Origin of the sequence: Pectobacterium aroidearum (assembly GCF_041228105.1) — a bacterium.
In the GTDB taxonomy this organism is placed as follows: domain Bacteria; phylum Pseudomonadota; class Gammaproteobacteria; order Enterobacterales; family Enterobacteriaceae; genus Pectobacterium; species Pectobacterium aroidearum.
In genome coordinates this window covers 5,252,371-5,275,114 of record NZ_CP166097.1, presented here as the reverse complement: position 1 = coordinate 5,275,114, position 22,744 = coordinate 5,252,371, and the positions used below count along the sequence as shown (strand labels likewise).

Annotated in this window: 20 protein-coding genes; 8 read left to right on the top strand and 12 right to left on the bottom strand. The window is 50.3% G+C overall.

Translation table 11 applies throughout. The features are described 5' to 3' along the window. Nucleotides 1-82 precede the first annotated feature (82 nt). Complete coding sequence (locus tag AB8809_RS23755; protein WP_015842363.1) at nucleotides 83-934, bottom strand: SDR family oxidoreductase; 852 nt, start codon at nucleotides 932-934, stop codon at nucleotides 83-85. A 128-nt stretch (nucleotides 935-1,062) separates the two neighbouring features. Between AB8809_RS23755 and AB8809_RS23750 the strand changes: the two genes are divergently transcribed. Beyond that, nucleotides 1,063-1,512: a helix-turn-helix domain-containing protein gene (locus AB8809_RS23750; RefSeq protein WP_181830446.1), complete on the top strand. Its 450-nt coding sequence runs from the start codon at nucleotides 1,063-1,065 to the stop codon at nucleotides 1,510-1,512. A gap of 115 nt (nucleotides 1,513-1,627) precedes the next feature. On the opposite strand, the gene pgaD is transcribed toward AB8809_RS23750, so the two are convergent. From pgaD to pgaA, 4 genes are read right to left on the bottom strand one after another with little or no spacing between them, the layout of a single operon-like run. Continuing rightward, nucleotides 1,628-2,053, bottom strand: a complete 426-nt coding sequence (gene pgaD, locus AB8809_RS23745; RefSeq protein ID WP_228483959.1) for a poly-beta-1,6-N-acetyl-D-glucosamine biosynthesis protein PgaD — start codon at nucleotides 2,051-2,053, stop codon at nucleotides 1,628-1,630. Further along, nucleotides 2,054-3,382, bottom strand: a complete 1,329-nt coding sequence (gene pgaC, locus AB8809_RS23740; protein WP_100017886.1) for a poly-beta-1,6-N-acetyl-D-glucosamine synthase — start codon at nucleotides 3,380-3,382, stop codon at nucleotides 2,054-2,056. It abuts the gene before it with no gap. Further along, nucleotides 3,379-5,394, bottom strand: coding sequence for a poly-beta-1,6-N-acetyl-D-glucosamine N-deacetylase PgaB (pgaB, locus tag AB8809_RS23735; RefSeq protein ID WP_349855526.1), 2,016 nt, complete (start codon nucleotides 5,392-5,394; stop codon nucleotides 3,379-3,381). The genes pgaC and pgaB overlap by 4 nt, the downstream gene beginning before the upstream one ends. Nucleotides 5,395-5,405: 11 nt before the next feature. Beyond that, complete coding sequence (pgaA, locus tag AB8809_RS23730) at nucleotides 5,406-7,868, bottom strand: poly-beta-1,6 N-acetyl-D-glucosamine export porin PgaA (RefSeq protein WP_349855525.1); 2,463 nt, start codon at nucleotides 7,866-7,868, stop codon at nucleotides 5,406-5,408. Between the two features lie 203 nt (nucleotides 7,869-8,071). On the opposite strand from pgaA, the gene AB8809_RS23725 reads away from it, so the two are divergent. The 3 genes from AB8809_RS23725 to AB8809_RS23715 all read left to right on the top strand — a co-directional run bounded on the left by AB8809_RS23725 (nucleotide 8,072) and on the right by AB8809_RS23715 (nucleotide 12,192). After that, nucleotides 8,072-8,956, top strand: coding sequence for a WYL domain-containing protein (locus AB8809_RS23725; protein WP_349855524.1), 885 nt, complete (start codon nucleotides 8,072-8,074; stop codon nucleotides 8,954-8,956). Between the two features lie 195 nt (nucleotides 8,957-9,151). Then, complete coding sequence (locus tag AB8809_RS23720) at nucleotides 9,152-10,594, top strand: GGDEF domain-containing protein (protein WP_349855523.1); 1,443 nt, start codon at nucleotides 9,152-9,154, stop codon at nucleotides 10,592-10,594. 95 nt (nucleotides 10,595-10,689) lie between these two features. Beyond that, a complete protein-coding gene (locus AB8809_RS23715) occupies nucleotides 10,690-12,192 on the top strand; it encodes an MFS transporter (protein WP_225181719.1) in 1,503 nt (500 codons plus the stop codon). 86 nt (nucleotides 12,193-12,278) lie between these two features. On the opposite strand, the gene AB8809_RS23710 is transcribed toward AB8809_RS23715, so the two are convergent. From AB8809_RS23710 to AB8809_RS23700, 3 genes are read right to left on the bottom strand one after another with little or no spacing between them, the layout of a single operon-like run. Beyond that, nucleotides 12,279-12,938 carry a DUF799 domain-containing protein gene (locus tag AB8809_RS23710; protein WP_015842354.1) on the bottom strand — a complete coding sequence of 220 codons (660 nt, stop codon included), beginning with the start codon at nucleotides 12,936-12,938 and terminating at the stop codon, nucleotides 12,279-12,281. Next, nucleotides 12,935-13,294 carry a DUF4810 domain-containing protein gene (locus AB8809_RS23705; protein ID WP_015842353.1) on the bottom strand — a complete coding sequence of 120 codons (360 nt, stop codon included), beginning with the start codon at nucleotides 13,292-13,294 and terminating at the stop codon, nucleotides 12,935-12,937. The genes AB8809_RS23710 and AB8809_RS23705 overlap by 4 nt, the downstream gene beginning before the upstream one ends. A gap of 18 nt (nucleotides 13,295-13,312) precedes the next feature. Next, complete coding sequence (locus AB8809_RS23700; RefSeq protein ID WP_015842352.1) at nucleotides 13,313-13,984, bottom strand: CsgG/HfaB family protein; 672 nt, start codon at nucleotides 13,982-13,984, stop codon at nucleotides 13,313-13,315. Nucleotides 13,985-14,411: 427 nt separating this feature from the next. Here AB8809_RS23700 and aegA point away from each other — a divergent pair, with 427 nt between their 5' ends. The 3 genes from aegA (at nucleotide 14,412) to AB8809_RS23685 (ending at nucleotide 17,888) form a co-directional block, all read left to right on the top strand. Then, nucleotides 14,412-16,436 (top strand): formate-dependent uric acid utilization protein AegA, encoded by a 2,025-nt coding sequence (gene aegA, locus AB8809_RS23695; protein WP_349855522.1) that lies wholly within the window; start codon nucleotides 14,412-14,414, stop codon nucleotides 16,434-16,436. Further along, a complete protein-coding gene (locus AB8809_RS23690; protein WP_015842350.1) occupies nucleotides 16,433-16,954 on the top strand; it encodes a 4Fe-4S dicluster domain-containing protein in 522 nt (173 codons plus the stop codon). The genes aegA and AB8809_RS23690 overlap by 4 nt, the downstream gene beginning before the upstream one ends. Nucleotides 16,955-17,144: 190 nt before the next feature. Continuing rightward, nucleotides 17,145-17,888, top strand: a complete 744-nt coding sequence (locus AB8809_RS23685; protein ID WP_015842349.1) for a 4'-phosphopantetheinyl transferase superfamily protein — start codon at nucleotides 17,145-17,147, stop codon at nucleotides 17,886-17,888. A gap of 55 nt (nucleotides 17,889-17,943) precedes the next feature. Here the strand turns inward: AB8809_RS23685 and AB8809_RS23680 are convergent, their stop codons facing one another. Beyond that, nucleotides 17,944-19,281, bottom strand: a complete 1,338-nt coding sequence (locus AB8809_RS23680) for an NCS2 family permease (RefSeq protein ID WP_015842348.1) — start codon at nucleotides 19,279-19,281, stop codon at nucleotides 17,944-17,946. Nucleotides 19,282-19,526: 245 nt separating this feature from the next. Here AB8809_RS23680 and yieH point away from each other — a divergent pair, with 245 nt between their 5' ends. Beyond that, nucleotides 19,527-20,192 (top strand): 6-phosphogluconate phosphatase, encoded by a 666-nt coding sequence (yieH, locus tag AB8809_RS23675; protein WP_015842347.1) that lies wholly within the window; start codon nucleotides 19,527-19,529, stop codon nucleotides 20,190-20,192. Between the two features lie 146 nt (nucleotides 20,193-20,338). On the opposite strand, the gene AB8809_RS23670 is transcribed toward yieH, so the two are convergent. The 3 genes from AB8809_RS23670 to AB8809_RS23660 form a co-directional block, all read right to left on the bottom strand. Beyond that, nucleotides 20,339-21,067 (bottom strand): amino acid ABC transporter permease, encoded by a 729-nt coding sequence (locus AB8809_RS23670; protein WP_181830437.1) that lies wholly within the window; start codon nucleotides 21,065-21,067, stop codon nucleotides 20,339-20,341. A 1-nt stretch (nucleotide 21,068) separates the two neighbouring features. Further along, nucleotides 21,069-21,812, bottom strand: a complete 744-nt coding sequence (locus tag AB8809_RS23665; protein ID WP_015842345.1) for an amino acid ABC transporter permease — start codon at nucleotides 21,810-21,812, stop codon at nucleotides 21,069-21,071. A 94-nt stretch (nucleotides 21,813-21,906) separates the two neighbouring features. Beyond that, complete coding sequence (locus tag AB8809_RS23660; protein WP_015842344.1) at nucleotides 21,907-22,743, bottom strand: ABC transporter substrate-binding protein; 837 nt, start codon at nucleotides 22,741-22,743, stop codon at nucleotides 21,907-21,909. Between the last annotated feature and the right edge of the window lies 1 nt (nucleotide 22,744).

Here is a 22,744-nt window from a genome sequence, read left to right as displayed (position 1 = left end):
AACGATGTGACTAAGGATAGGTCTGTTCTGACAAGGCAGTGCAATAATAGGCTCAGCATTCATGCTGAGCCTATCGTGACACTTACTTCAGCGTTGCTTTCACTACGGCTGACAGCGGCGTCGTTGGGCGACCAATCAGACGGCTCAGTTGCTTACCGCCATCGAACAGCCCGCCTTTGGATGCACCGACGTCAGAATCCGCAATAATCTGCGCGAAAACATCGGGGAGCCCAGCGGAAACCAGTGCAGCGGTGAACTCTGCTTCAGACAGGTTTTGATAACCGATAGATTTACCCGACTGTTTACTAATTTCAGCAGCCAGTTCCGCCAGCGTATAAGGTTCATCACCAGCCAGTTCGTAAACCTTGCCAGCCTGCCCTTCCTGCGTCAGCACCGCGACCGCAGCGGCGGCGAAGTCTTCACGGGTTGCAGACGTAATTTTGCCTTCGCCTGCGCTACCGATAAACACACCGTGTTCCAGCGCCGCAGGGATGCTGGCCGCATAGTTTTCGGTATACCAGCCGTTGCGCAACAGGACATGCGGTAAACCAGAGTCCTTCAGCAAGGCCTCCGTTTGACGGTGTTCTTCCGCCAGCGCCAGAGGGGACTTATCCGCGTGCAGCAGGCTGGTGTACGCAACCAGTTTCACGCCGGCTTTCACTGCGGCTTCAATGACGTTGCGGTGTTGCGCCGCACGCTGGCCAACCTCACTTGAAGAGATCAGCAGCACTTTATCCACACCTTGCAAGGCGGACGCCAGCGCTTCAGGTTGATTATAATCCGCCGCTTTCACCAGCACGCCTTTTGCAGACAGATCGGCAACTTTATTGACATCACGCACCAGCGCCACGATGTCGCCCGCCGGAACCTTCTCTAACAGTTGTGCAATGACTAAACGGCCCAGTTGGCCAGATGCACCAGTAATAGCAATCATCTCAAGCTCCTTTTATTGACTGTCTTTCATTAACCATCTTTTGTTAACCGTCTTTTGTTAACAACAACTGGATGGCATAATATCGGCAAAGCTAACTTTAAGTAAGTACATACATAAAGGTAAGTATAGTGAGTCAATCTAAAACGCCTATCGATTTATTGCCGCCCCTTCTGCCAACTGGTGATGTCTTCGCTGAGAAATGTCCCTCTCGCCAGATACTTAACCACGTTACCAGCCGTTGGGGCGTACTGATTCTGATTGCATTACTTGATGATACGCATCGTTTTAGTCAACTGCGTCGACGGATTGGCGGTGTGAGCGAGCGTATGCTGGCGCAGACTCTACAATGGCTGGAAAGTGATGGCTTTGTCCTGCGAACGGCCTATCCGGTTGTCCCACCACATGTTGAGTATAGCCTCACCCCATTAGGCAAAGAGGTTGGTGTGCGGGTAAAAGAGCTGGCGATATGGGTCGAAGGGAATCTGGACGAGATTATGGCGGCGCAGCAATCAAGTGAACAACCATCGGGTGAACAGCGGTCAGATAAACAACCGTCAGGTAAACTGCGCGCCTCTTGAAGCGCGGTCCTTGCTCAGTAAGAAGCGAGTATGAGGAACAGGCGGTGATATCAGAGAGAATGGCTTTCCTGCTCTCGTCATCAACCGCCATAAACCAAAATGCATCTTTAGTTGGTCACGACGATATATTGTCGATACCAACAATGATGCCGTGCTCATTGTGCCAAACACGCTGAATCTTGTTACGACTCAATTCCTGAGAAAATCCATCCGGTAAAGAAAAACTTCTGGCAACGCGTTCGGCATCTAGCGCATCAGCACGCGTTCTTTGTTCTTTTCTGGAACGATAGCGATAGTGCTCCAGTTTCCCCCAGGCAATTAAGAGCGACGCATTTACCAGGAATATGCATAAATGTATCGGTATAGTCCAACCATCAGAGGTAAAGGTAGGCAGTTCGGACATATGACTATTCAAAAAAGTTCCGATGAATACCTCGGAAAACAGCCAAATAAAAATTCCCCATCCACATAGCGTCAGGAAAGAATCAACAAAGAGTGGAAACCAGCGTCTTTCAGAAATGATTAAAGGTGAATGCATCATTTATCCTCTTTCAATACCACGATCTGGGCTTTCCCAACGCGCTCGTTTTTTACGGGAACGCAGCATGACCTTTGGAAAACTGATCAGGCTGGTACACAGACTCAACGTCCAATACACCATGGGATACCAGATTACCCAGAACAGATATTTGCCAATATCTTTCTCATAGCGTCGTTCGATCAACATACTGACGGCAAACTGGATTAAACAGACCACGCCAATCATCATGCCGGTAAACGCGGGAGGAAAGAGCGTTTCTACCCGAATCCCCTCAGGCAGTTGTATTAAAAAGCCTAATAAATACAACAAGACGCTCATGGCATAAGTGAAGGCCCATAATATTGAAATCGAGTATTCAAGGAATAACGGCCACATGCGGCGATAGCGCCATGACCATAAATGACGGAAGTTTTTTAAAAAGACCTCGGCACCGCCCTGCGCCCAACGTAGCCGCTGTTTCCACAAGCCAGAGAGTTTTTCCGGCATCAAAATCCAACACAGTGCTCTTGGCTCAAAAAATATCGACCAATGGCGCAATTGGAGCTTCCAGCTAATATCGATATCTTCCGTGATCATATCGGTACTCCAGTAGCCAACTTCTGCTAACGCACTGCGACGAAAAGCGGCGATAACGCCAGAAACGGTGAACACTTTGCCGTAAACGCGCTGTGTACGTTTGATCAACCCAATAATTGAGGAAAATTCACCAACCTGAATACGCCCAATCAGCGTCGAGCGCGTTCTTATTCTTGGGTTTCCCGTTACTGCGCCGACCCGAGGATTATTGATCAACGGGTTAACTAAATAGGCGACAGCATCGGGATCGAGAAGTGCATCGCCATCAATACACACCAGCAGATCGCTTTTGGCCGCGGCACACGCGGTTTGAAGCGCCACCGCCTTGCCCTGATTATTCGCCAGATGAATGACTCGCAGTTTGTCATATTGGTTCGCCAACCGATCGAGCACATCTCCCGTGTCATCATTGGAACCGTCATTCACCGCGATCACTTCGATATGGGTATAACGCTGTGCTAATGCCGCTTCAATCGTTTCACATACGTTAGGCCCTTCGTTATAGCAGGGGATCAGGATCGAAACTAACGGGCGACCGGCGGGTTCATCGGGTATCCCCTCTGCTCCCTTGCGCCAATGGCGTTCATAGTGAAACCAAAAATACAGCCCTCCCGTTATCCATATCCCCGACATAAATAAAGGCCAGAAAAAGGTAAAGTTAAGAACGACATCCCCCGTAAAGGAAAACATCGCGCCAAAAGGGATGCCGAGCATCAGACATAAGATTAAGAAAGCTAAGATTCTCTCTATCATGGCAGTGGATACCATTCTGGTGAAATCATGGGGCGGATGCTTTCCAATTCAGGTGAATTGTTAAGAAAATCATCCGGATAGTAACCGTAATTTTGCGCACCATTCAGTTGCAACACGGTCATCCATTTAACCAATTGTTCGGTGTCTAACCACGGCTCTTCCGGGACACGCCAATCCCGAGCCTGAAGTTCAAAAACCGTTTTATTCAGCGCGCCAGGGCGACGAGCCACTTCTTGTACCAACTTTTGCAACCACGCATTGCTGTCCTTGGGCGCGATGTTTTCCATCAATGGCATCGACATGGGGGCAACCCAATCATAAGCGGCAAGGAAGTCATCCAGATTTTGGGAGAACCATGCTTCACTTTCCGGTTCAATAATCGGTAATGCGAAAATGTTACGTGCGGTACGAACTTGCGGGCCACGAATGTCACGCACACGGGCCGCCAGGTCGAGCGTAAAGTCCGTTAGCGCTTTACTTTTAAACCGCGTCCAGCGTGCATTAAGCTCGGGATCACGACGAATGCTGGCAATCGAGTCGGGGAATCCAGCCTTCCGATATGCCTGCATCGCCGGATGGCTTGCATCTTCATCCTCTGCCAGCACGGCATCATCATGAAATAAGATGCCCTCGAACATGGCGTAGGCAGAAAGATCTTCATAGATATCACTAATTCGTCTTCTGGCTTCCGCATCCCATAGCGATAAACGTCTATATTGGCTACGGTTGATACTTCGCTGGCCGCTCTCGCTGTCAATCCGCTCAACGCGCGGCAACGTTTCATCATCCATATCAAAGGCCAGTACCGGCATCCAGGCATAAACGCGAACAAGCGCTCGCGATGCTAGCTGCCAGGCCACATGATTGAATAAATCTTCTCGAACGGGCATCCAACGATTAGGGAAGTAGAGTGACTTTACGTTGCCATCTCCTTTCGGATCGGAGAAAGCCTGAAGATAGACGGTATTAATACGCAAGTCGGCAATGCGCTGAACTAATGCATCGATATTACGAGACTGCTGCGCTTTATCGGTGTCATAAACATAATCCAGATCGATATGCGCAACCCGTATCATCTCAGGTTCACGGACATAGCTAACCAACAGCGCAAACTGCTGTACATCGGGATTGTTGTTAATCAGTATGCGAGGAACGCTATAGGGTGAGTCGGTTGATGCGGGCCCATTTTTAAGCGTGAGTGCCAGCTGATAACCCTGTTGCTTAACGATGTTTAGGGCATCGCCTCCTACCGCACCATAAGGCCAAACCCAAACCCGAGGCTTTTTCCCCGTCGCGTCAGCGATCCTTTTAGTAATGAGATTCGTATCATGCGCAAAACGTTTACGATACTCATCTCGCGTTTCGTATCGCTTGCTCTCAGGAAAATACTGACGAGTAACGGCGGCGGGCTCCATGTTGCCCTGCGGGTTTGCCTGAATCCCTTTATGTAAGTCATAGGTATGGGCACCAATTTCTACCAGACCAGATTGCGCCATTTCACCGACTTGCTGCCAGGTAAGAAAATGGTTGCGAGGTATTTGAACACCACTAAAATCCACCGGCTGATCTTCAGGTGTGTCCAACCAGCGCCCTACGGGTGCCAGTACTGCCGGCCAACCATAGGCTTTCAGCAGAGGGTAAACGCGATGATAAAAACTGCTGTAACCATCATCAAATGTCAGTAGCACCGCCCTGTCTGGTAGCGGTTTCCCCCCTGCGCCCGCAGCCAGAATGTCATCAACGGATACCGGGTGGTAACCATTTTCCCTCAACCAGGCAAAGTGTTCATTCAGTGCGCTGGTGCGTACCGCCATGAAACGTTGATCGGCTCCATTATCTGCCACATCGTGATAAGCAATAACGATATATTGATTGGCTTTCCACGGCTGTTCCTTGACCAAAACCGGGCGTTCTGCGGGTGAGCTATATTTCACGTCAACGGAATGTGCGCAGGCGGTGATCATTAACACCCCCAGCAGCATCACAACGTTTCGTAGTCGTATGAATGACATCACCTTTCTCCTCAAAACCGATAATTCAAATCAAAAGACAGCGACACATTCTGTTCCCGCTTGCCGTCGTAAGGCCGTTTATCCCACTGAACGCTCACCCCCGTATCCAGCACGTCGTTCCACCGTACTCTTTGCCCGTATCCGAGTTGGGTGATGGCGCCAGCGGAGGCGTCTTTCTGCCAGTAACGCCCGACACCCGCCGTTATCTCTTGATGCCACTCCGTCTGGTAATGTCGATAAAGCAAGTGATCGATGGCTAAGGCGGGTAATACGGCCACATACTTCCGTGGATTGTAATAAGGAGTGTTTTGCTGACTGTTCGCCCCCACACTGAGCGACGGGGTGAAATCGATGACTAAAGACGGTGATGAAAAGACGCGTTCTTGCCCACTCAGTGCATATTCCTGACGCCTGTTGCCATCAGAAAACCACCCGTGCGACAGGTCTGCTTGCCATGAGCGCCGTTCACTTTGCCGCCAGCGCACATACCCTCCAGCACCATTGGCCGTTACGCCATTTTTAAGTGCCTGTAGCGGTGTGCTGCGCATGAGCCGTTCGGCATTAAGGCCGACACGCCAAAAGTCATTAACATCATGGCGATAAGAGAGACGCCCGCCGATATCAGAACCCAATCCAAAATTTCGGTGTGAAAGCTCAGCCTCAGCCCAATGGTCACGATCGGTAAATTCCACGCCGCCGCGAAGAGTGCGGTGGGTCGCCTGCCCATCACTGAAATCGCTTTGATTAAAAGCCCCCCCAGAGAACACACGCCAATGGTCGGCAAACGGCGGACTATAGAGCACGGCATCAATCTCAGTGTCGTTCATTCCTTTCGTTGGACTGTCAGACTTGAGCCCCTGAGCGCCAGCAATACGCAACTCCGCCATGTGATGAACCTGACGCAGGCGCGCTAATCGTTTCACAGAGAAATCATCTGGGTAGCGGGTTACAGTATCGTCAGTCAGTTGTTCAAGTTGGCGCCATTCCTGCAATTCCAATGCAGTAAGTCCCTGGTGGGTTTCCAACCGGAATGATCTTGGCTCCAACAACTCAACTCGCTTTAATAACGTTTCGGCACGACGCGGCCATCCCCTGCTGAGATAAACTTCGGCCAAACGTATATTCAGCTCTTGGTTTCCTGGCCCGGTAAAAGCCAGACGTTCCGCCAGTCGTTGCGCCGCAGGAAAATCGTTATGAGAAACCAGTGACTGTATACGCAGGTATTTGATGTCAACCCAATCGTCGTTAGGTATGAAGGTTGATAAACCATAAACACTTTTCTTATAAGGTGTTTTTTCTCCAGCCTGAACGGACAACTGCGTTGCCTGTTCAACTTTTTCACTCTCCAGAATGCTGTAGAAAAAATCGCCTTGCCGCGCTATCTGCAAGCGTTGCGAAGGATCTTCCTGTATTACCGCGCTGAGAATCTGCTCTGCTTTCTCTGGCTGCTGCAAATAGAGATAAGCAGAAGCGACCCAGCGTCGAGCATAACTGGGAATATCTCCCTCTTTGAGGAGGGATTGATATTCCGAAATAACCTCTTCCATGCGATAGCGAACCAGCAATGCACCTAGCCGATCAATTCGCGCATGGCGATAACTGGCTTTTGCTGACGGATGCGTTCGCCATTGATTCATCAAGGCGCTATAACGCGCTAAAGCGCGATCCGCCACAACGAAACGTTCGTTCTCCGTTGTCGAGGCAATAAACGCAAGACGGACCAATTCCGCCGCCGCCTCCAGTTCTCGCTGACGCTGCCTTTCGTCGGTCTGGACGCCGTGGAGCTTGCCGTTTTCCAGAGCGTTTAACGCTGGCGCGCTAACATTATTGCTGGAGAGAATATCGCTGTAGTCATAGCGCAGGGCTTTATCCTGTGGTGCATAACGCATAGCCTGAATGATAGAAAAGAGAGAGTCAGTGTGCTTTCCCGCAATTCGTTGCACCCATGCTAATTCACGCCAATGGTTTGCCGTTGGCTCACGCTTAACGCGAGACTCAGCGAGTTCCAGCGCTGTTTTTGTCTGTCCGGCATCGGCGAGGGTGAGTATCAAACCACTACGTGCATCATCATCTCGTGGAGAACGTTGCAAAACCCGACTCCATAACGCCACTGATGGCTGCCACTGACGGAGATTACGGTAGGATTTCGCCGCCGCTCTCAGAGCAGGATCGGGCAGTGACATCGTTGGCGAATAGGCTTCCCAAATTCGCCTCACTTCAGCATCCTTTCCCGCCCAACCGTTAATTTGTAGCCAGTCGGTTACTTCAGCTGCGGTCAATACACGGTTTCTGGATTGCCCATCGAACCATGACGTCGCCGTGGATATATCCCCCTGACGAGCATTGATGATTAATGTGTCGTAATGAGATTCTGCCGCCACCACGCTGCCAGAAAAGGAAAAATAAACTAATGATTTAAGTAAGTTAAATAATATTGGGTTGAGTCTGCTTGAATGAGAATTAACGAAACTCATCGCTGAATCTCCCCACCAGTGATGACAGGATGACATTCAAATACATCGTTGAACGCTGGTTTCATGACTTAACACCTCTAATCGAGTCTAAACGCGGCATGCAGCTATCCCTCCCGTGATTCGAAGTCAGAGATAGACGCTAAGGCCAGTTTGGCGCATAATAATGCATATAGTTTTTTTATCAATATAATTTTTATACGCATATGGCGAAAACTTCAATGACAGGTTCAGAACAGGTAGTGAAAGGGCGCAGCTGGGGACTGGAACGTCGGCTTCAATTCATCGACTTTCGGTTACGGTGGAGTGGGCACATAAATCGTACAGATTTAACGTCTTTTTTTGGGTTATCTATCCCTCAGGCGTCGCTCGATATCGCTAAATATATTGAGCTCGCCCCTTATAATCTGGTCTACGATCGACGAACCAAAACTTACACGGCTACGCCAACATTCTCTGCGGTCTACCCACAGAATTCCGCCCAGCGCTATTTAGCAGAATTATTGGCAATGAAAACGGGCGTCCTTGAAGCAGATGCCAGTTTCATCGAGTCTGCTCCAGAAGTGTGCTGGGTGAATATCCCGCTCAACATCTACAATGAACAGGTTGTTGAAGTCATTGTCAGAGCGATTCGTGACAAAACGGCGGTGAACATCTGCTATCAATCCTCATCATCAATGGATAATTCGCCACGGCTGATTTCCCCACACGCTTTAGGCAATGATGGCGTTCGGTGGCGAGTGCGTGCCTACTGTCATATCAGGCAGCAATTTAGTGACTTCACGCTTACGCGCATCCTCAGCATTGAAGGCGTCGAACTTTCGACAATCGATCCCACTAGCGATTATTCGTGGCATACCTATCTTCAGTTAATTTTGGCTCCGAGCGATAAACTGCCGCTGGCACATCAACGCGCGTTGGAATTGGAATATGGTATGACCAATAGAGAGTTGAATGTATCCTGCCGTCTGGCATGTTTACATGAAACACTCAAGCAATTCCATATCAGCTTAACGGATGAAAATAACGAAGAAGATCAGCTGTTTGTATTGAAAAACAAAGAAGATATTCAAGCACTTCTGGGGGCGTGACCCCCACCCCTTCACGCCTATTAATTTCTCATCGGCACAACACATAGCAAGGTCATGATTAAGTGAATTCTTATATTGATTTCACTTAATCATCCTTGCGTCAGAAATTCATAAAATGATGTAAAATAAGAAGGTAATTTATAGTGATTCTGCTACAAAAGTGATGCAGGGCAAATAGGTTAACCGGGAAAAAAAATGAAAATTCGCGCATATGAATTATTAATTATTTTCAGTTCAACCTTACTAATGAGTTACTTAGGTTTGTCTTTTCGGCTACTTGACGATACCTCCCTATTCTGGCCAGCAGACATTCTATTATTTTGCTTTCTCATACGCTATCGCAGTCGAGATAAAAGCATAAAAAACAAATTATTGCATAGCGTTATTTTATGCATAGTCGGTTTTCTCGGCATGCTGTTGCCCGCTATTTATCTTGAAAACAATCAATCTTTTTTTGAAAAAATTATTCACTGCGCGATAAGTTCAGTTTTTTTCATTACTGCATGGATTACATTAATTATATTTTTTAAGATAAGGGGTAAGACTTACAGTCAATTAAGTAAAAACTACATTTTCTTTATATTTATTTCTATTTCTATAGGATCCATTTTTTCAGCTTTATTTTATGGGATGTATTTGTCCACAAAAACCAGTGATGACAATGTTTTCATCCTTTCAAGAAAGTGGTTTAGCGAAGAGCTAAGTTCTGGTGTTATTTTCGTTTTTTTATTCCTAAAAGTGACAAGGAATGTTAAAAACATTTTTAAAATATCAACATTTTCAATTAAAAAAACATTCAAAAAACCATTATTTATACTTTACCCTATCATTATTATCTTTTGCATAGCGTCGTTAAACATCACACTCAGCGTATTGGCAATATTGCCATTAACTTATCTTTCGTTATCCCATTCATTTAACAAGATTATTTTAATGTGCACTGCAACGGGTATTGCACTAAATTACATCTATATAAACAGATTAATAGATGTTCATAACACAATAGAAAAGGAGTATTTGTTCGAATTATCTTATTTATTTCAAATCAACACATCAGTGATTATCATCACCGTTCTTATCGCCTCTTTCTTTATTAACAAAAACAGAAAGAACATAAAAAGAATAGAATTAATCAGCAACCATGATGCTCTAACTGGCATGTTAAATAGACGTTCACTCAATCAGCACATGATGAATATCATTAACTCCACACGTGATGGGGATAATAAAGTCATGTCTCTGCTTGTTCTTGATATTGACCATTTTAAAAAAGTGAATGATACCTATGGTCATGCTGTAGGCGATAACGTCATCAGAGAATTTTCTACAACGCTTAAGCAATATACCCGACCTCAAGACCTGCTCTGTCGATGGGGTGGCGAAGAGTTTTTAATCATAATTCAAGGTCTCTCAGTCAACGACTGCTTAGATATCGCAGAGAGAATACGGTCTATTATAGAAGGGGCTCCATTAGCGATTTCAGATGGTCATATTGTTCGATGCACAACCAGTATAGGAGTCAGTTTTTTTCAACTGGAAAGAATTGAGGATTTCCATGAAGCGTTTAAGGAAGCAGACGAATTATTGTACATGGCAAAAGAGCAAGGACGTAATCGCGTAAATTCGGTACAAAACTAATATCATGGTGCCTGCATCCGTTTAGAATGCCTGATCGGTATAAACGGAGCACTATCCTACAGATGAAAACGAAAATCGACGGTAGAGAACTTGCTATGCAATCACCAAAGAAGTGGCTGATCCTGGCCATTGTTTCCAGTGCGCTGTTCCTGATTGTTATCGACATGACGGTGCTGTACACCGCACTCCCGACACTGACTCACGACCTACACGCCACCGCATCGGACAAGCTGTGGATCGTTAATATCTACGCGTTGGTTGCCTCCGGCTTGCTGCTGGGAATGGGTACGCTGGGCGATAAGCTGGGTCATAAACCTCTGTTTATTTCCGGATTGCTGGTCTTCGGCGCGGCGTCATTGTTCGCCGCCTATTCTCCCACTCCCCACATGCTCATCGCCGCACGCGCTCTGCTGGCGGTTGGCGCGGCGATGATGATGCCCGCCACGCTCTCGATTATTCGACTGACCTTTTCTGATGAACGGGAACGCGCACTGGCGATTGGTATCTGGGCTGCGGTGGCATCCGGCGGTGCCGCGTTTGGCCCCGTCATGGGCGGGATACTGCTTGAATACTTCTGGTGGGGCTCGGTTTTCCTCATCAACGTACCGGTCGTTCTGCTTGCGCTCATCATGGGAATCACCGTCATTCCCCACCGGCCGGGTAATGCTTCACACCGCTGGGATTTCATCGGTTCTCTATTAATTATGGTGGGTTTGATTGGTGTAACCTATGCCATAAAAGAGCTGGGCAAGCGGGTTCCGTCTTATGAAGATGCGCTAATCGCGCTGCTGATCGGCGTGGCGTTTATTACCCTGTTTGTGCGGCGTCAGCGTAACAGCCAGCACCCCCTAGTCGATTTCTCTCTCTTCCGCCTGCGACCTTTCAGCGCAGCAGTAGCCGCGGCTATCGTAGCGGCGGCCGCATTAATCGGAATGGAACTGGCTTTCACCCAGCGACTACAGCTTGTGGTCGGGCTGTCTCCGCTACAGGCAGGGCTGTTTATTTTGCCTCTGTCATTGGCGTCCTTTATCTCAGGCCCGTTAACCGGAAGAATGCTGCCACACGTAAATAGCGGGACAATGTTATCCGCAGGGCTGCTGGTTTCCGGGCTTGGTATGGGAAGCTATCTGCTGCTCCACAATGCCCCCATCATCGTACAAGTCATCAGCCTGATGGTGATTGGGGCTGGCGTAGGTTCGACCATGACGGCCGCATCGAGCACCATTATGCAGGTTGCTCCAGCATCAAAAGCAGGGATGGCGGCCTCAATCGAAGAGGTATCCTATGAATTAGGGGGCGCGACGGGCGTGACGCTGATGGGCAGTTTGCTGTCTTTCGCTTATTCTGCGACGTTTATGCTGCCTGCTGGGTTTACCGCACCGGACACCGCGTATGACAGCCTGGATGAGGCGTTAATTTTTGCCGAATCCTTACCGGAAAATATGCAGCAACTTCTGACCGCACAGGCACATTCCGCCTTTGACTCCGGGTTTTCCATCGTACTGGCAGCGGCAACGCTGATCCTGCTGTTAACGTCCGCCTTCGTCTGGACAACGCGCAATCATAAACAACATCGTAACCAGGCCGCTGACGCGTAGCATCACCGACGACCGGATTAAGGTAATAAAAAACGCCGTTCAGTAATGAACGGCGTTGATGATTTAGCGACGTACTATCTGGCAGATCAGTACGTTTCTTTACCGTATTGCAGTGAACGAGGCCCGTACAGCATCCCGCGTGGATGACCCGCCGCGAGCAAGCGCGAGCTGGTCACGCCAGCAACATCATGGCCTTTGTCAGAGATCGTGTCCGCAATCTGGCTCACCGCAGCCTGCACCAGAGCACCGATGATGCCGCCGTTAGAATTTGATTGCTGCTCGTTGCTGGACGCCGTTGCACTTCCGCTCCACAGCAGTTTTCCGGTACGCAGATCAACCAGACGTGCATCCGCAGAAACGCGGGTTTCGCTGCTAATCACGATGTATGACGTGCCGTATTCTTTTACGTCCAAATACAGTGCAGCATCAGCACCAAAGATTTGGTGCAGCTTCGCCGTACTCAGCGCATGAATATCCGCCGCGGTCGACAGACCATTCTGTTTGAACGTTTCGTCTACGACAGCGACAGGCAAGACGTAATAACCGGATTCCGCCAGCGGATAGGTAACTTGTGAAAGCAGGCTATAGCTCGCTTTCACATCCGGCGAATGATTAACCGGCGGCAATACCAAAATAGACTTAGGCTTGCTCTGCTTAAATGCCGTGTAGTCATAAGGCACAGGTTTAGCACAACCGGTCAGCACCAGCGCAAAAACCAGACCACATAATCCTAAGAAACGATTCATTTAATGCTCCCTTTATTTTTACTCAACAGAAAGTCCATAAAAGGTGCTGATTCAGGGAATTTCGCTTTTTCAGTTTCAAACTGTTGGCGAGCTTCGCTATCACGGCCAGTGTTGGCATACAGCAACCCAAGTTGAGCATAGAGTCCCGGTGGGACAGGTTTATTTGCGGCTTTCGCTTTTTCGATCGATTCATTCAAAGCAAGAATCTGCTGCTCAGGGCCAACTTTATCTTGCTGATAGTAATCGTAAAGAGCCGGCTGATATTTTTCCCAGCTGTAAATGGTTTTTGGCTGGGACGCACAGCCAGCCAGTACTGTCGCTGCAAGCAGCAGGACAATTTTCTTATGAGATAACATGGTTATATTCCTATTCCATTAGTTCGCTGGGCGCCAGGCACCACTTTCAATTCCCGCAACCAGATTATTGACGGCTTCACGAATAGCCAAATCCAGCACTTTACCGTTCAACGTAGAGTCATAGCTGGCCGTACCGCCGAAACCGATAATTTCACGGTTGGACAAGGTGTACTCACCGGCACCTTGTACGGAATACACGACTTCAGATGTTTGTACGTTCACCACATTCAACGTGGTTTTTGCGTAAGCAACCTGTGTTTTGCCGCGACCAAGGATGCCCCACAGTTGATGGTCACCCACTTCTTTGCGACCAAACTCGGTCACATCGCCGGTAACAACATAGGTAGCGCCTTTCAGCGTCTGCGTTTGCCCTTTAATGCCCGCTTCTGCTTTCAGCTCTTCCATATTGGTGCGATCCAACACGTTAAAGCGGCCACTCTGCTGAAGATGGCTAACAAGAATGGTCTTGGATTGATTACCTAAGCGGTCAACACCATCAGAAAAAATACCGTTCATGTAGTTAGAGCGGTTTTCAAATTTTCCGACGGAAATCGGGCTACGAACGCCCTGATAAGGCGTACTGTAAGAAGTAACTTTTTGTGCTTCTACGGTACGGGAAGACTCTGTAGCACATCCGCTCAATAACGCTGCTGACATGAATACAGAACAAAGAACGACTTTTTTATTCATAACACTATCCCTTAGTGACAATCCATTAACCCTGAGCAAAGCCCTGTTATTGATTCATAATGAAAATGCCGTAAAAACGTTATTTAGCTGCAACACTGTTTTGCTGCGTTTAAATAGCGCCCGACATTATGAGGGGCGTAAGGAAAAGTAACGAGTTATTTCATGAAAAAATTAACAAAAATCATGAAAACCAGAATTTTTACCTAGGGTAAACCACTGTAAACCAGATAAAAAACAAGGTTATATGCAACCATGACATTACTTTTGCATAACATCACAACTTACTGAAACGATTCAATAATTTCATTAATAACCTCTGCGATATTTAACATTAACCGACTTTTTACCTGCTCTATATCAAGGTCAGGGTGTTATCCAGCTATTAGGATAAAGGCAATGATCGAGGGATCCAGGGTGGGAGAAGGTAATGAACCGGTTTGTTATTGCCAGTACTCAAGACTGTATGGGGTGCCATGCATGCGAAATCGCCTGTGTCATTTCACACAACGATGAGCAGTATCCAGATAGCACCACGGTGTTTCAGCCCAGAATCAAGGCATTCAATACGCCAACGTTGCGGGCTGCCGTAACATGTCGCCATTGTGAAGATGCCCCCTGCGCCAGCGTGTGCCCAACGCAGGCCTTGATCAGAAAAGACAATAGCATTCAGCTCGTTCAGGAAAAGTGCATTGGCTGTAAAAGCTGTGTGCTGGCTTGCCCGTTCGGTGCGATGTCCATGGTGACAAATCCCGTGGACAATAGCACTGTCGCCCATAAGTGCGATCTCTGCGCCGATCGTCCAGAAGGGCAAGCCTGTGTCGCCGCCTGCCCAACACACGCCTTGCAGTTGGTCAGCGAACAAACGTTAGCGGCACGCCGTCAGGAAAAACAGCAGACGATGGCGCTGCGTTCAGCCTCCCACTGGCAGCGTGAAACACCCGTGCTGAAAGCGCTGACGACCAATCCGCTCAGTAAAAGAAAAAACTGGCCGCGCCGGGATGCTGAGAAAAAGCCGCTGACTCAGAGAACCTCCACGTTTGATGAAATCTATCACGGCTTCTCCGTTCAGCAGACGGAAGATCAGGCTGATCGCTGCCTTTCCTGCGGTAAACGTGCGATCTGCGAGTGGACCTGTCCGCTGCATAACAATATTCCCGAACTACTAAGTCTCGCGAAACAGGGGCGGATTCTTGAAGCCGTCGAGCTCTCACACCAAACCAGCAGCCTGCCGGAAATCTGCGGCCGGGTATGCCCGCAGGATCGGCTATGCGAAGGGGCCTGTACACTGGGTAAAGAGTACGGCGCCATCACCATCGGCAACGTAGAGCGCTACATTACCGATACCGCAATGGCAATGGGCTGGTCGCCCGATATGACGCGTGTCGTTCCCAGCGGCAAACGTGCGGCGATCGTCGGTGCTGGCCCGGCAGGGTTAGCCTGCGCCGATGTGCTGGCGCGCAACGGCGTGCAGGCTGTCGTGTTCGACCGCCACCCGGAAATTGGTGGGCTGCTCACATTCGGGATCCCGTCGTTCAAACTGGATAAAGAGGTGCTGATTCATCGCCGTGAAGTATTCAGCGCGATGGGAATCGAATTCCGGCTGAATACCGAAGTGGGGAAAGATATTTCTCTGGCTCAGCTTCTGGATGACTATGACACCGTTTTCCTCGGCGTAGGCACCTACCGCTCCATGAAGGCTAACATTGATAATGAAGAGGCTCCCGGCGTCTTCGATGCGCTCCCTTTCCTGATTGCCAATACCAAGCACGTCATGGGACTGCCTGAATTAGACGACGAGCCTTATATCTCGATGGCGGGCAAACGCGTCGTGGTGCTCGGCGGTGGAGATACCGCAATGGACTGCTTACGCACATCCGTTCGACAAGGTGCAGTATCCGTCACCTGCGCGTACCGTCGCGATGAAGCGAATATGCCCGGCTCGAAAAAAGAGGTAAAAAATTCCCGTGAAGAAGGCGTGGAGTTCATGTTTAACGTCCAGCCACAAAAAATCTGCCTCAATGAACAGGGCGAAGTGTGCGGGATTAGTCTGGTTCGCACTGAACTGGGCGAGCCAGACGCCAGCGGTCGTCGCCGTCCGCGCCCTATTCCCGGATCAGAATTTGTGCAACCTGCGGAAGCCGTGATAACCGCATTTGGCTTCCAGTCGCACAGCATGCCGTGGCTGGAAGAGGCCGAGATCGGTCTGGATAACTGGGGCTACATCACGGCTCCCCTTAATAATCAGATACCTTGCCAGACCAACCATCCACGTATTTTTGCTGGCGGTGATGCCGTACGCGGTGCCGATCTGGTGGTGACCGCCATTGCCGACGGGCGCAAAGCCGCACTGGGTATGATTGCGACAATGGGGCTGACCGCCGCCACGGGCGCCATTCCCGCACACCCGCAGCGTCCCGAAACGAACGCAACTCGCGAGGAGGTTCGCTCATGAATCAATTTGTTATCGCCGAAGCAGAAAAGTGTATCGGCTGCCGGACCTGTGAAATCGCCTGTGCGGTCGCCCATAGCGGAGGCCAAAGCGCGCAACTGCGGCCTTCTCACTTCTTTCCGCGCCTAAAAGTCGTTAAAAGCGCCAGCGTCAGCGTACCCGTTCTGTGCCGACAGTGTGAAAATGCGCCCTGCGCCAGCGTGTGTCCAAATGACGCGCTGGTGCGCGATCGGGACAGCATTCAGGTGATTCAGTCCCGCTGTATCGGCTGCAAAAGCTGTGTGGTCGCCTGTCCTTTCGGCGCCATTAATGTGGTGACAAAAGCGTCGAATGACGAAGGGGAAACGCACCTCACGCAAAGCGAGGTTCACAAATGTGATTTGTGCGCGGATGTCGCCCAGAGTCCCTCCTGCGTCAGCGTGTGTCCGACATCGGCGCTGCGATTAGTGACAGCGGATGAGTTGCGCAAGCAGACGCTGGAAAAACAGCGGCGTTCCGCACTGGGGTGGCCGAGCCATTAAAACAAACGGGACAGGTGGTGGACAGGGAGGGAGCGCCACAAAACACACGATGCAGGAAATTCGTTGTGTCTAATTAATAATTATCGCCGATTTATCCATCGATTTTTCTTTAGATCACATATTAGTCTGATAATATGCATTGGTAATGCCTGATAGGTTCCCATCTTTTATCACGATCACGGAGTGAACAATGACCTGCCATTTTGTCAGGTGGACAAGCACGGAAGCGCTTCCTGACTTACAAAGACTGCCCGATAGGCTCATCTCATCAACACAGGGTTTTTCAGCCAAACGCCGCGAGCGTTATCTGAAAAGTCGCGTGCTGCTGGCTGAGATGATGTTCTATTTTTTCGGCTATCCACTGTTACCCACACTACTGGAGTCCCCTGAAGGACGCCCTTATTTTGCCGATCCCAACATGCCCAATTTCAGCATCGGCTATGCAGGCAATACCATCGCTATTCTCCTGAGTGAAGAAGGGAGCGTGGGTATGGATATCGAAATCGTTCATGTCAGGCCAACAAATCAGGCTGTTCCACAGATGCAGGCGCAGACGCAGGCCGAACAAGCGTGGATCGATGCTCAGCGCGATCCGCTGGAAGCAGCAACGCAACTCTGCACCATTCGCCAGTCATTGATGAAAATCCCTGGCGTAAACAGCCATCCTCCCAATAACCTGAAACTCCACCCCGCCTCTGGCAGACTGCGTTCAACCTGCACCCCCGCCGTAGAAGTGATGAGCGATGTTGATGATTATCTTGCCTGGGCCTGCGCCCATATCCCTACACTTAACCGATTGATCATGTGGAAATATACATCGACATCGGGCATGAGAAAATCGGGAGAAATTCTACAGCAGCAGCGCCAGTCTTTGCGCTATATGAAATTAACCAGTCATACGATAGAAAAAGCCATCTCTACCGCCTCACTGTAGCCAGCCGCTTCATCACAGGCTGAGGCTCCGGGAAAACCCCGGAGCCACGAACGGATTAATGCGCGTCGATAAACACGATTTTCAGCAGGAACAGCAGCGCAACCACAACCACACATGGGCTGATTTCACGCCAGCGTCCCGTCGCTAACTTCATCACACAGTAGGAAATGAAACCCAGTGCGATCCCTTCGGTAATCGAGAAGCTGAACGGCATCATCACCGCGGTAATAAAGGCTGGAACGGCTTCCGTCAGGTCATCCCACTTCACACGCGCCAAGCTGGATGTCATCAGTACACCCACGTAAATCAGTGCGCCAGCGGCCGCATAGGCAGGCACCATACCCGCCAGCGGTGACAGGAAGATCACCAGCAGGAACAGCAGACCCACCACCACTGCGGTCAGGCCAGTACGTCCACCAACGGACACGCCAGAAGAGCTTTCAATATACGCCGTAACGGAGGAGGTCCCGATAAACGAACCAGCCACAGAGCTAACGCTGTCAACATACAGCGCCTGCTTCATACGCGGGAACTTACCGCGCGCATCGACCAGACCGGCTTTATCCGTCACGCCAATCAGCGTACCGGAGGAGTCAAACAGGTTAACCAGCATGAAAGAGAAAATAATACCGGACATTCCGAGGTTCAGCGCCCCAGCCAGATCAACCTGACCAACCACCGACGTTACGCTCGGTGGCATAGAGAACACGCCAGCAAATTTAACATCGCCCAGCAGCAGGCCAATCGAGGTGGTTACCACGATCGAGATCAGTACCGCGGCGTGAATATTACGTGACGCCAGCGCCACAATAATGAAAAAGCCCAGAGCGCCCAGCAGCACGCTGTGTGAGGTCAGATTGCCAATCGTCACCAGTGTTTCTGGGTTAGGAACGATAATACCGGCATTTTTCAAGCCCATCATAGCAATGAACAGCCCGATACCGCTGGCGATCCCCAAACGCAGACTGAGCGGAATATTGGCGATCATCCAGTAGCGAATCTGGAAGATGGTCAGCAACAGGAAACCGATTGCGCCCCAGAAAATAGCACCCATCGCAACCTGCCATGGCAGCCCCATCGCCCCCACGACAACAAACGCGAAAAACGCATTCAGCCCCATTGCCGGAGCCAGCGCCACAGGCAGGTTAGCCAGCAATCCCATCAAAATACTACCAAATGCTGCGATCAGGCAGGTGGTCACAAAAACCGCTTTGGTATCCATCCCCGCCGCACCCAGGATTTGCGGGTTAACAAAAACGATGTAGACCATCGTCAAAAACGTCGTGAAACCGGCAATCGTTTCCGTACGTGCTGTCGTGCCGTGTTGTTTAAGTTTAAACACGCGCTCCAGCAGGCCCTGCTCGGTAGCAAGACCGGGTTGTGATTTATTCATTAGTACCAATCCAAAGAAGGGAGTAACTGTCGTCGGGTATCCTATAACAAAACGCTACGTTTTTACGTTGATCCCACGTTTTTTTTCATCGAATAAGAAGAACCTATTAACGTCATCGTTTTCTCTCGGTTAAATCCCCCTGATTTTACGCAAGATAGCGTTAAAAATGGCTTTGTAGGTCGCAATATCGGGTCAATTGGTTAAAGTAAGGGCTTCATCTTTTATTTCATCGATAAGGATTGGTCATGCCCCGTATTGAATGCGTCTTCTTCGACTGTGATGGCACGCTGGTTGATAGCGAAGTGCTGTGTTGCCAGGCTTATGTGAATATCTTCATCCCGTATGGGGTGAACTTATCGCTGGAGGAGGTGATAAAAACCTACAAGGGCGTGAAGCTGTACGAGATTATTGCCCGCATCAGCCAGCAGCACGGTTTAACCGTATCGGTAGAAGATGCGGAGCGTCATTTCCGGCAAGAGGTGAAACGTCTTTTTGATGAATCTCTGCAACCTATCGAGGGCGCACGTGAGCTAGTGCAGTCCATCACCGTTCCGATGGCCGTGGTTTCCAACGGCCCGGTCAGTAAGATGCAGCATTCGCTCGGCCTGACGCAGATGCTTGATCTGTTTGGCGACCATCTCTACAGCGGCTACGATCTGAAAAAGTGGAAGCCCGATCCAGCGGTGCTGTATCACGCTGCCGAGCAGCTACAGCTTCCCATCGAGCACTGCATTCTGGTTGAAGATTCCGCCGCTGGCGTACAGGCTGGCATCGCGGCGGGTATTCCGGTGTTCTATTACTGTGCCGATCCCCACAACCAGCCGATTCATCACCCGCTGGTCACGATGTTCGACGATATGCGCGAACTGCCGCAAATCTGGCGCGAGAAAGGCTGGAATATCACGATGTAGCAGTACCACTCAGGCGACCAGACTCAGGCTTAATACCGATCGTTTCAGCATCGAGATACTCGGGGCGACCACAGGGGTGAGGCCTCCCTACGGGAACCTCCCCCTGTGTTTCCCCTAATAACGGGCTTCAGTGACCCGTATTCGTCTCAGGCTGGTTTATTCCGCCACCACAGCAAACGGCGCTTCGGCTGTTTTTCCTGCTGGTTAAAACGGGCGTTAACCCGGTTAGCCAGCAGTTCAAGCGACAGGCAAAACACGAAGTAGACCAGCGCGACAAACAGGAAAACTTCCATCGGATAAACCATGCTGCGGTTATTGACCTGGGTAGCGAGAAACGTCAGCTCGCCGACGCCGACAATGTAGGCCAGTGAGGTGTCTTTAATCAGGGAAATCCACTGGTTAATGAAGGAGGGCACCATCATCCTCAGCGCCTGCGGCAGGACAATCTGCCACAGCACCTGCCAGCGGCTTAATCCCAGCGAGAGCCCAGCCTGCCACTGGCCGCGTCCAATCGCGACAATGCCCGCCTTCACCCCATGCGCCAGATACGCCGAGGCGATCAGCGCCAGCGCACACACCACCGTAGTGATTTCAGGGATATCAACGCCAAAAACGATCGGCAGCAGGAAGTAGGTCCAGAAAATCAGCATGATGACGGGAATCGCCCGAAAAAACCCTAGCACCATCGCCAACAGCGCGCTCCATACGCCTCGTGACATCGCCAGCGCCACGCCCAATATCGTCCCCAAAACGGCAGACGCGATGCCCGCCAGCAGGCTCATCAGCAGCGTCAGCGCCGCGCCGCCCAGCGGGCCCTCCGGGAACGTGCCCCACATCAAATAGCCGAGGTTATCGGTGATAACGGTAAAATCCATCTTAGTGTCTCTCCGCCAAACTACGCTGCTGACGCCACATGCCCCAGCCTTCCATCACGGCAATAATCACGATGTACAACACCGTCGCCACGCCAAACGCCTGAAAAGTACGTAAGGTTTCCGTCTCCACCTGACGCGACGCGTAGGACAATTCAGCGACGCCAATCGCCATCGTCAACGACGAGTTCTTAACGATATTCATGTATTGCCCAAGCAGCGGCGGCAGGGCAATTTTTAGCGCCTGCGGCAGCACCACATAGCGCATGGATTGCCAACCGGTTAACCCCAGAGCATGCGCCGCGTACTTCTGCCCACGCGCCACACCGCGAATACCGGCGCGAATTTCCTCGGCAATAAACGCGCTGGAGTAGAGCGTCAGCCCAGCCAAGCCCGCCAGAAACTCAAAAGAGGGCCACGCTAACGTCATGCCCAACAGCGAAATAACATGCGGAGTGTTCAGCCATTGCATCATCTCTGAGGGAAAAAGCTGACCGGCACCGAAATACCAGAAAAACAGCTGCACCAGCAGCGGCGTATTACGGAATAGCGAGCTGTAAGCGACAACGACGCTGCTCAGCACCCGAACCTGACTGTCTCTGGCGGCTGCCAACAGAAAGCCCAGCACCGTGGACAAGGCGATCGTACTGAGGGAAATACCCAGCGTAATCAGGAAACCGTGCCACAGCCAGATGAGGTATTGAGGAGCCAACAGCCACGACTCAAGCGATTGCAGCGCCGTATCCATGCGTTTTATCTCTCTTTGTCATTATTACGAGGTACAAATAGAAATGCCCTCTGCATGCAGAGGGCTAAGATCATAGCACTGAAGATGTCAGCTATCAGGATTTAGGTTGCTGATCCAACGGGGCAAAGGTGAAGTCGCCGCGCGGCTGAGCCGATTTCGTGCTTGGCCCAAACCAGCGATCGTAGATCGTCTTCGCTTCGCCCTGTTTTTCCAGATTAATCAGCGTGTCGTTAATCTTCGCTGTCAGGCGCTCTTCGCCCTTCGGAATCCCGACGCCCTGATACTCTTTGGTGATGCTGAACGGAGAGATTTCAAACTCCGCTTTCTGGGCATCTGGCACATTAGCCAGTAAGCCGACTAACTTGGCATCATCCTGCGTGATGGCCTGAACGTTACCGTTACGCAACGCAGCGAAGGCCAGCGGCGTATCGTCGTAGGAAATCACTTTGGCTGTCGGGTAATGTTCACGCAGGGTAATTTCCTGCACGGTGCCTTTATCCGCGCCGATACGCAGCGTTTTGATGTCTTCCGGCGTTTTCAGCACGCCTTTACGGGCGATGAATTTTTGTCCGGTCGCGAAGTAAGGGATACTAAAGTTAACCTGCTTGGCTCGTTCATCCGTAATGGTGAAGTTCGCGGCAATCAGATCGACTTTCTGCGAGCTTAACAACGGAATGCGGTTAGCCGGGTTCGTCGCGCGCAGTTCAACCTTCACACCCAGCGCCTTACCAATCGCCTCGGCGATATCCACGTCATAGCCCACCAGTTTTTTACTCTGTGGATCGACATAGCCAAACGGCGGGTTGCTGTCGAAGACAGCGATTTTCACCACGCCCGCCTTCTGAATGTCATCTAATTTATCTGCCTGTGCAGCACCAGAAATGGAAGCCAACCCGGCCAATAAAGTCACTGTCAAAATCTGCTTTTTCATT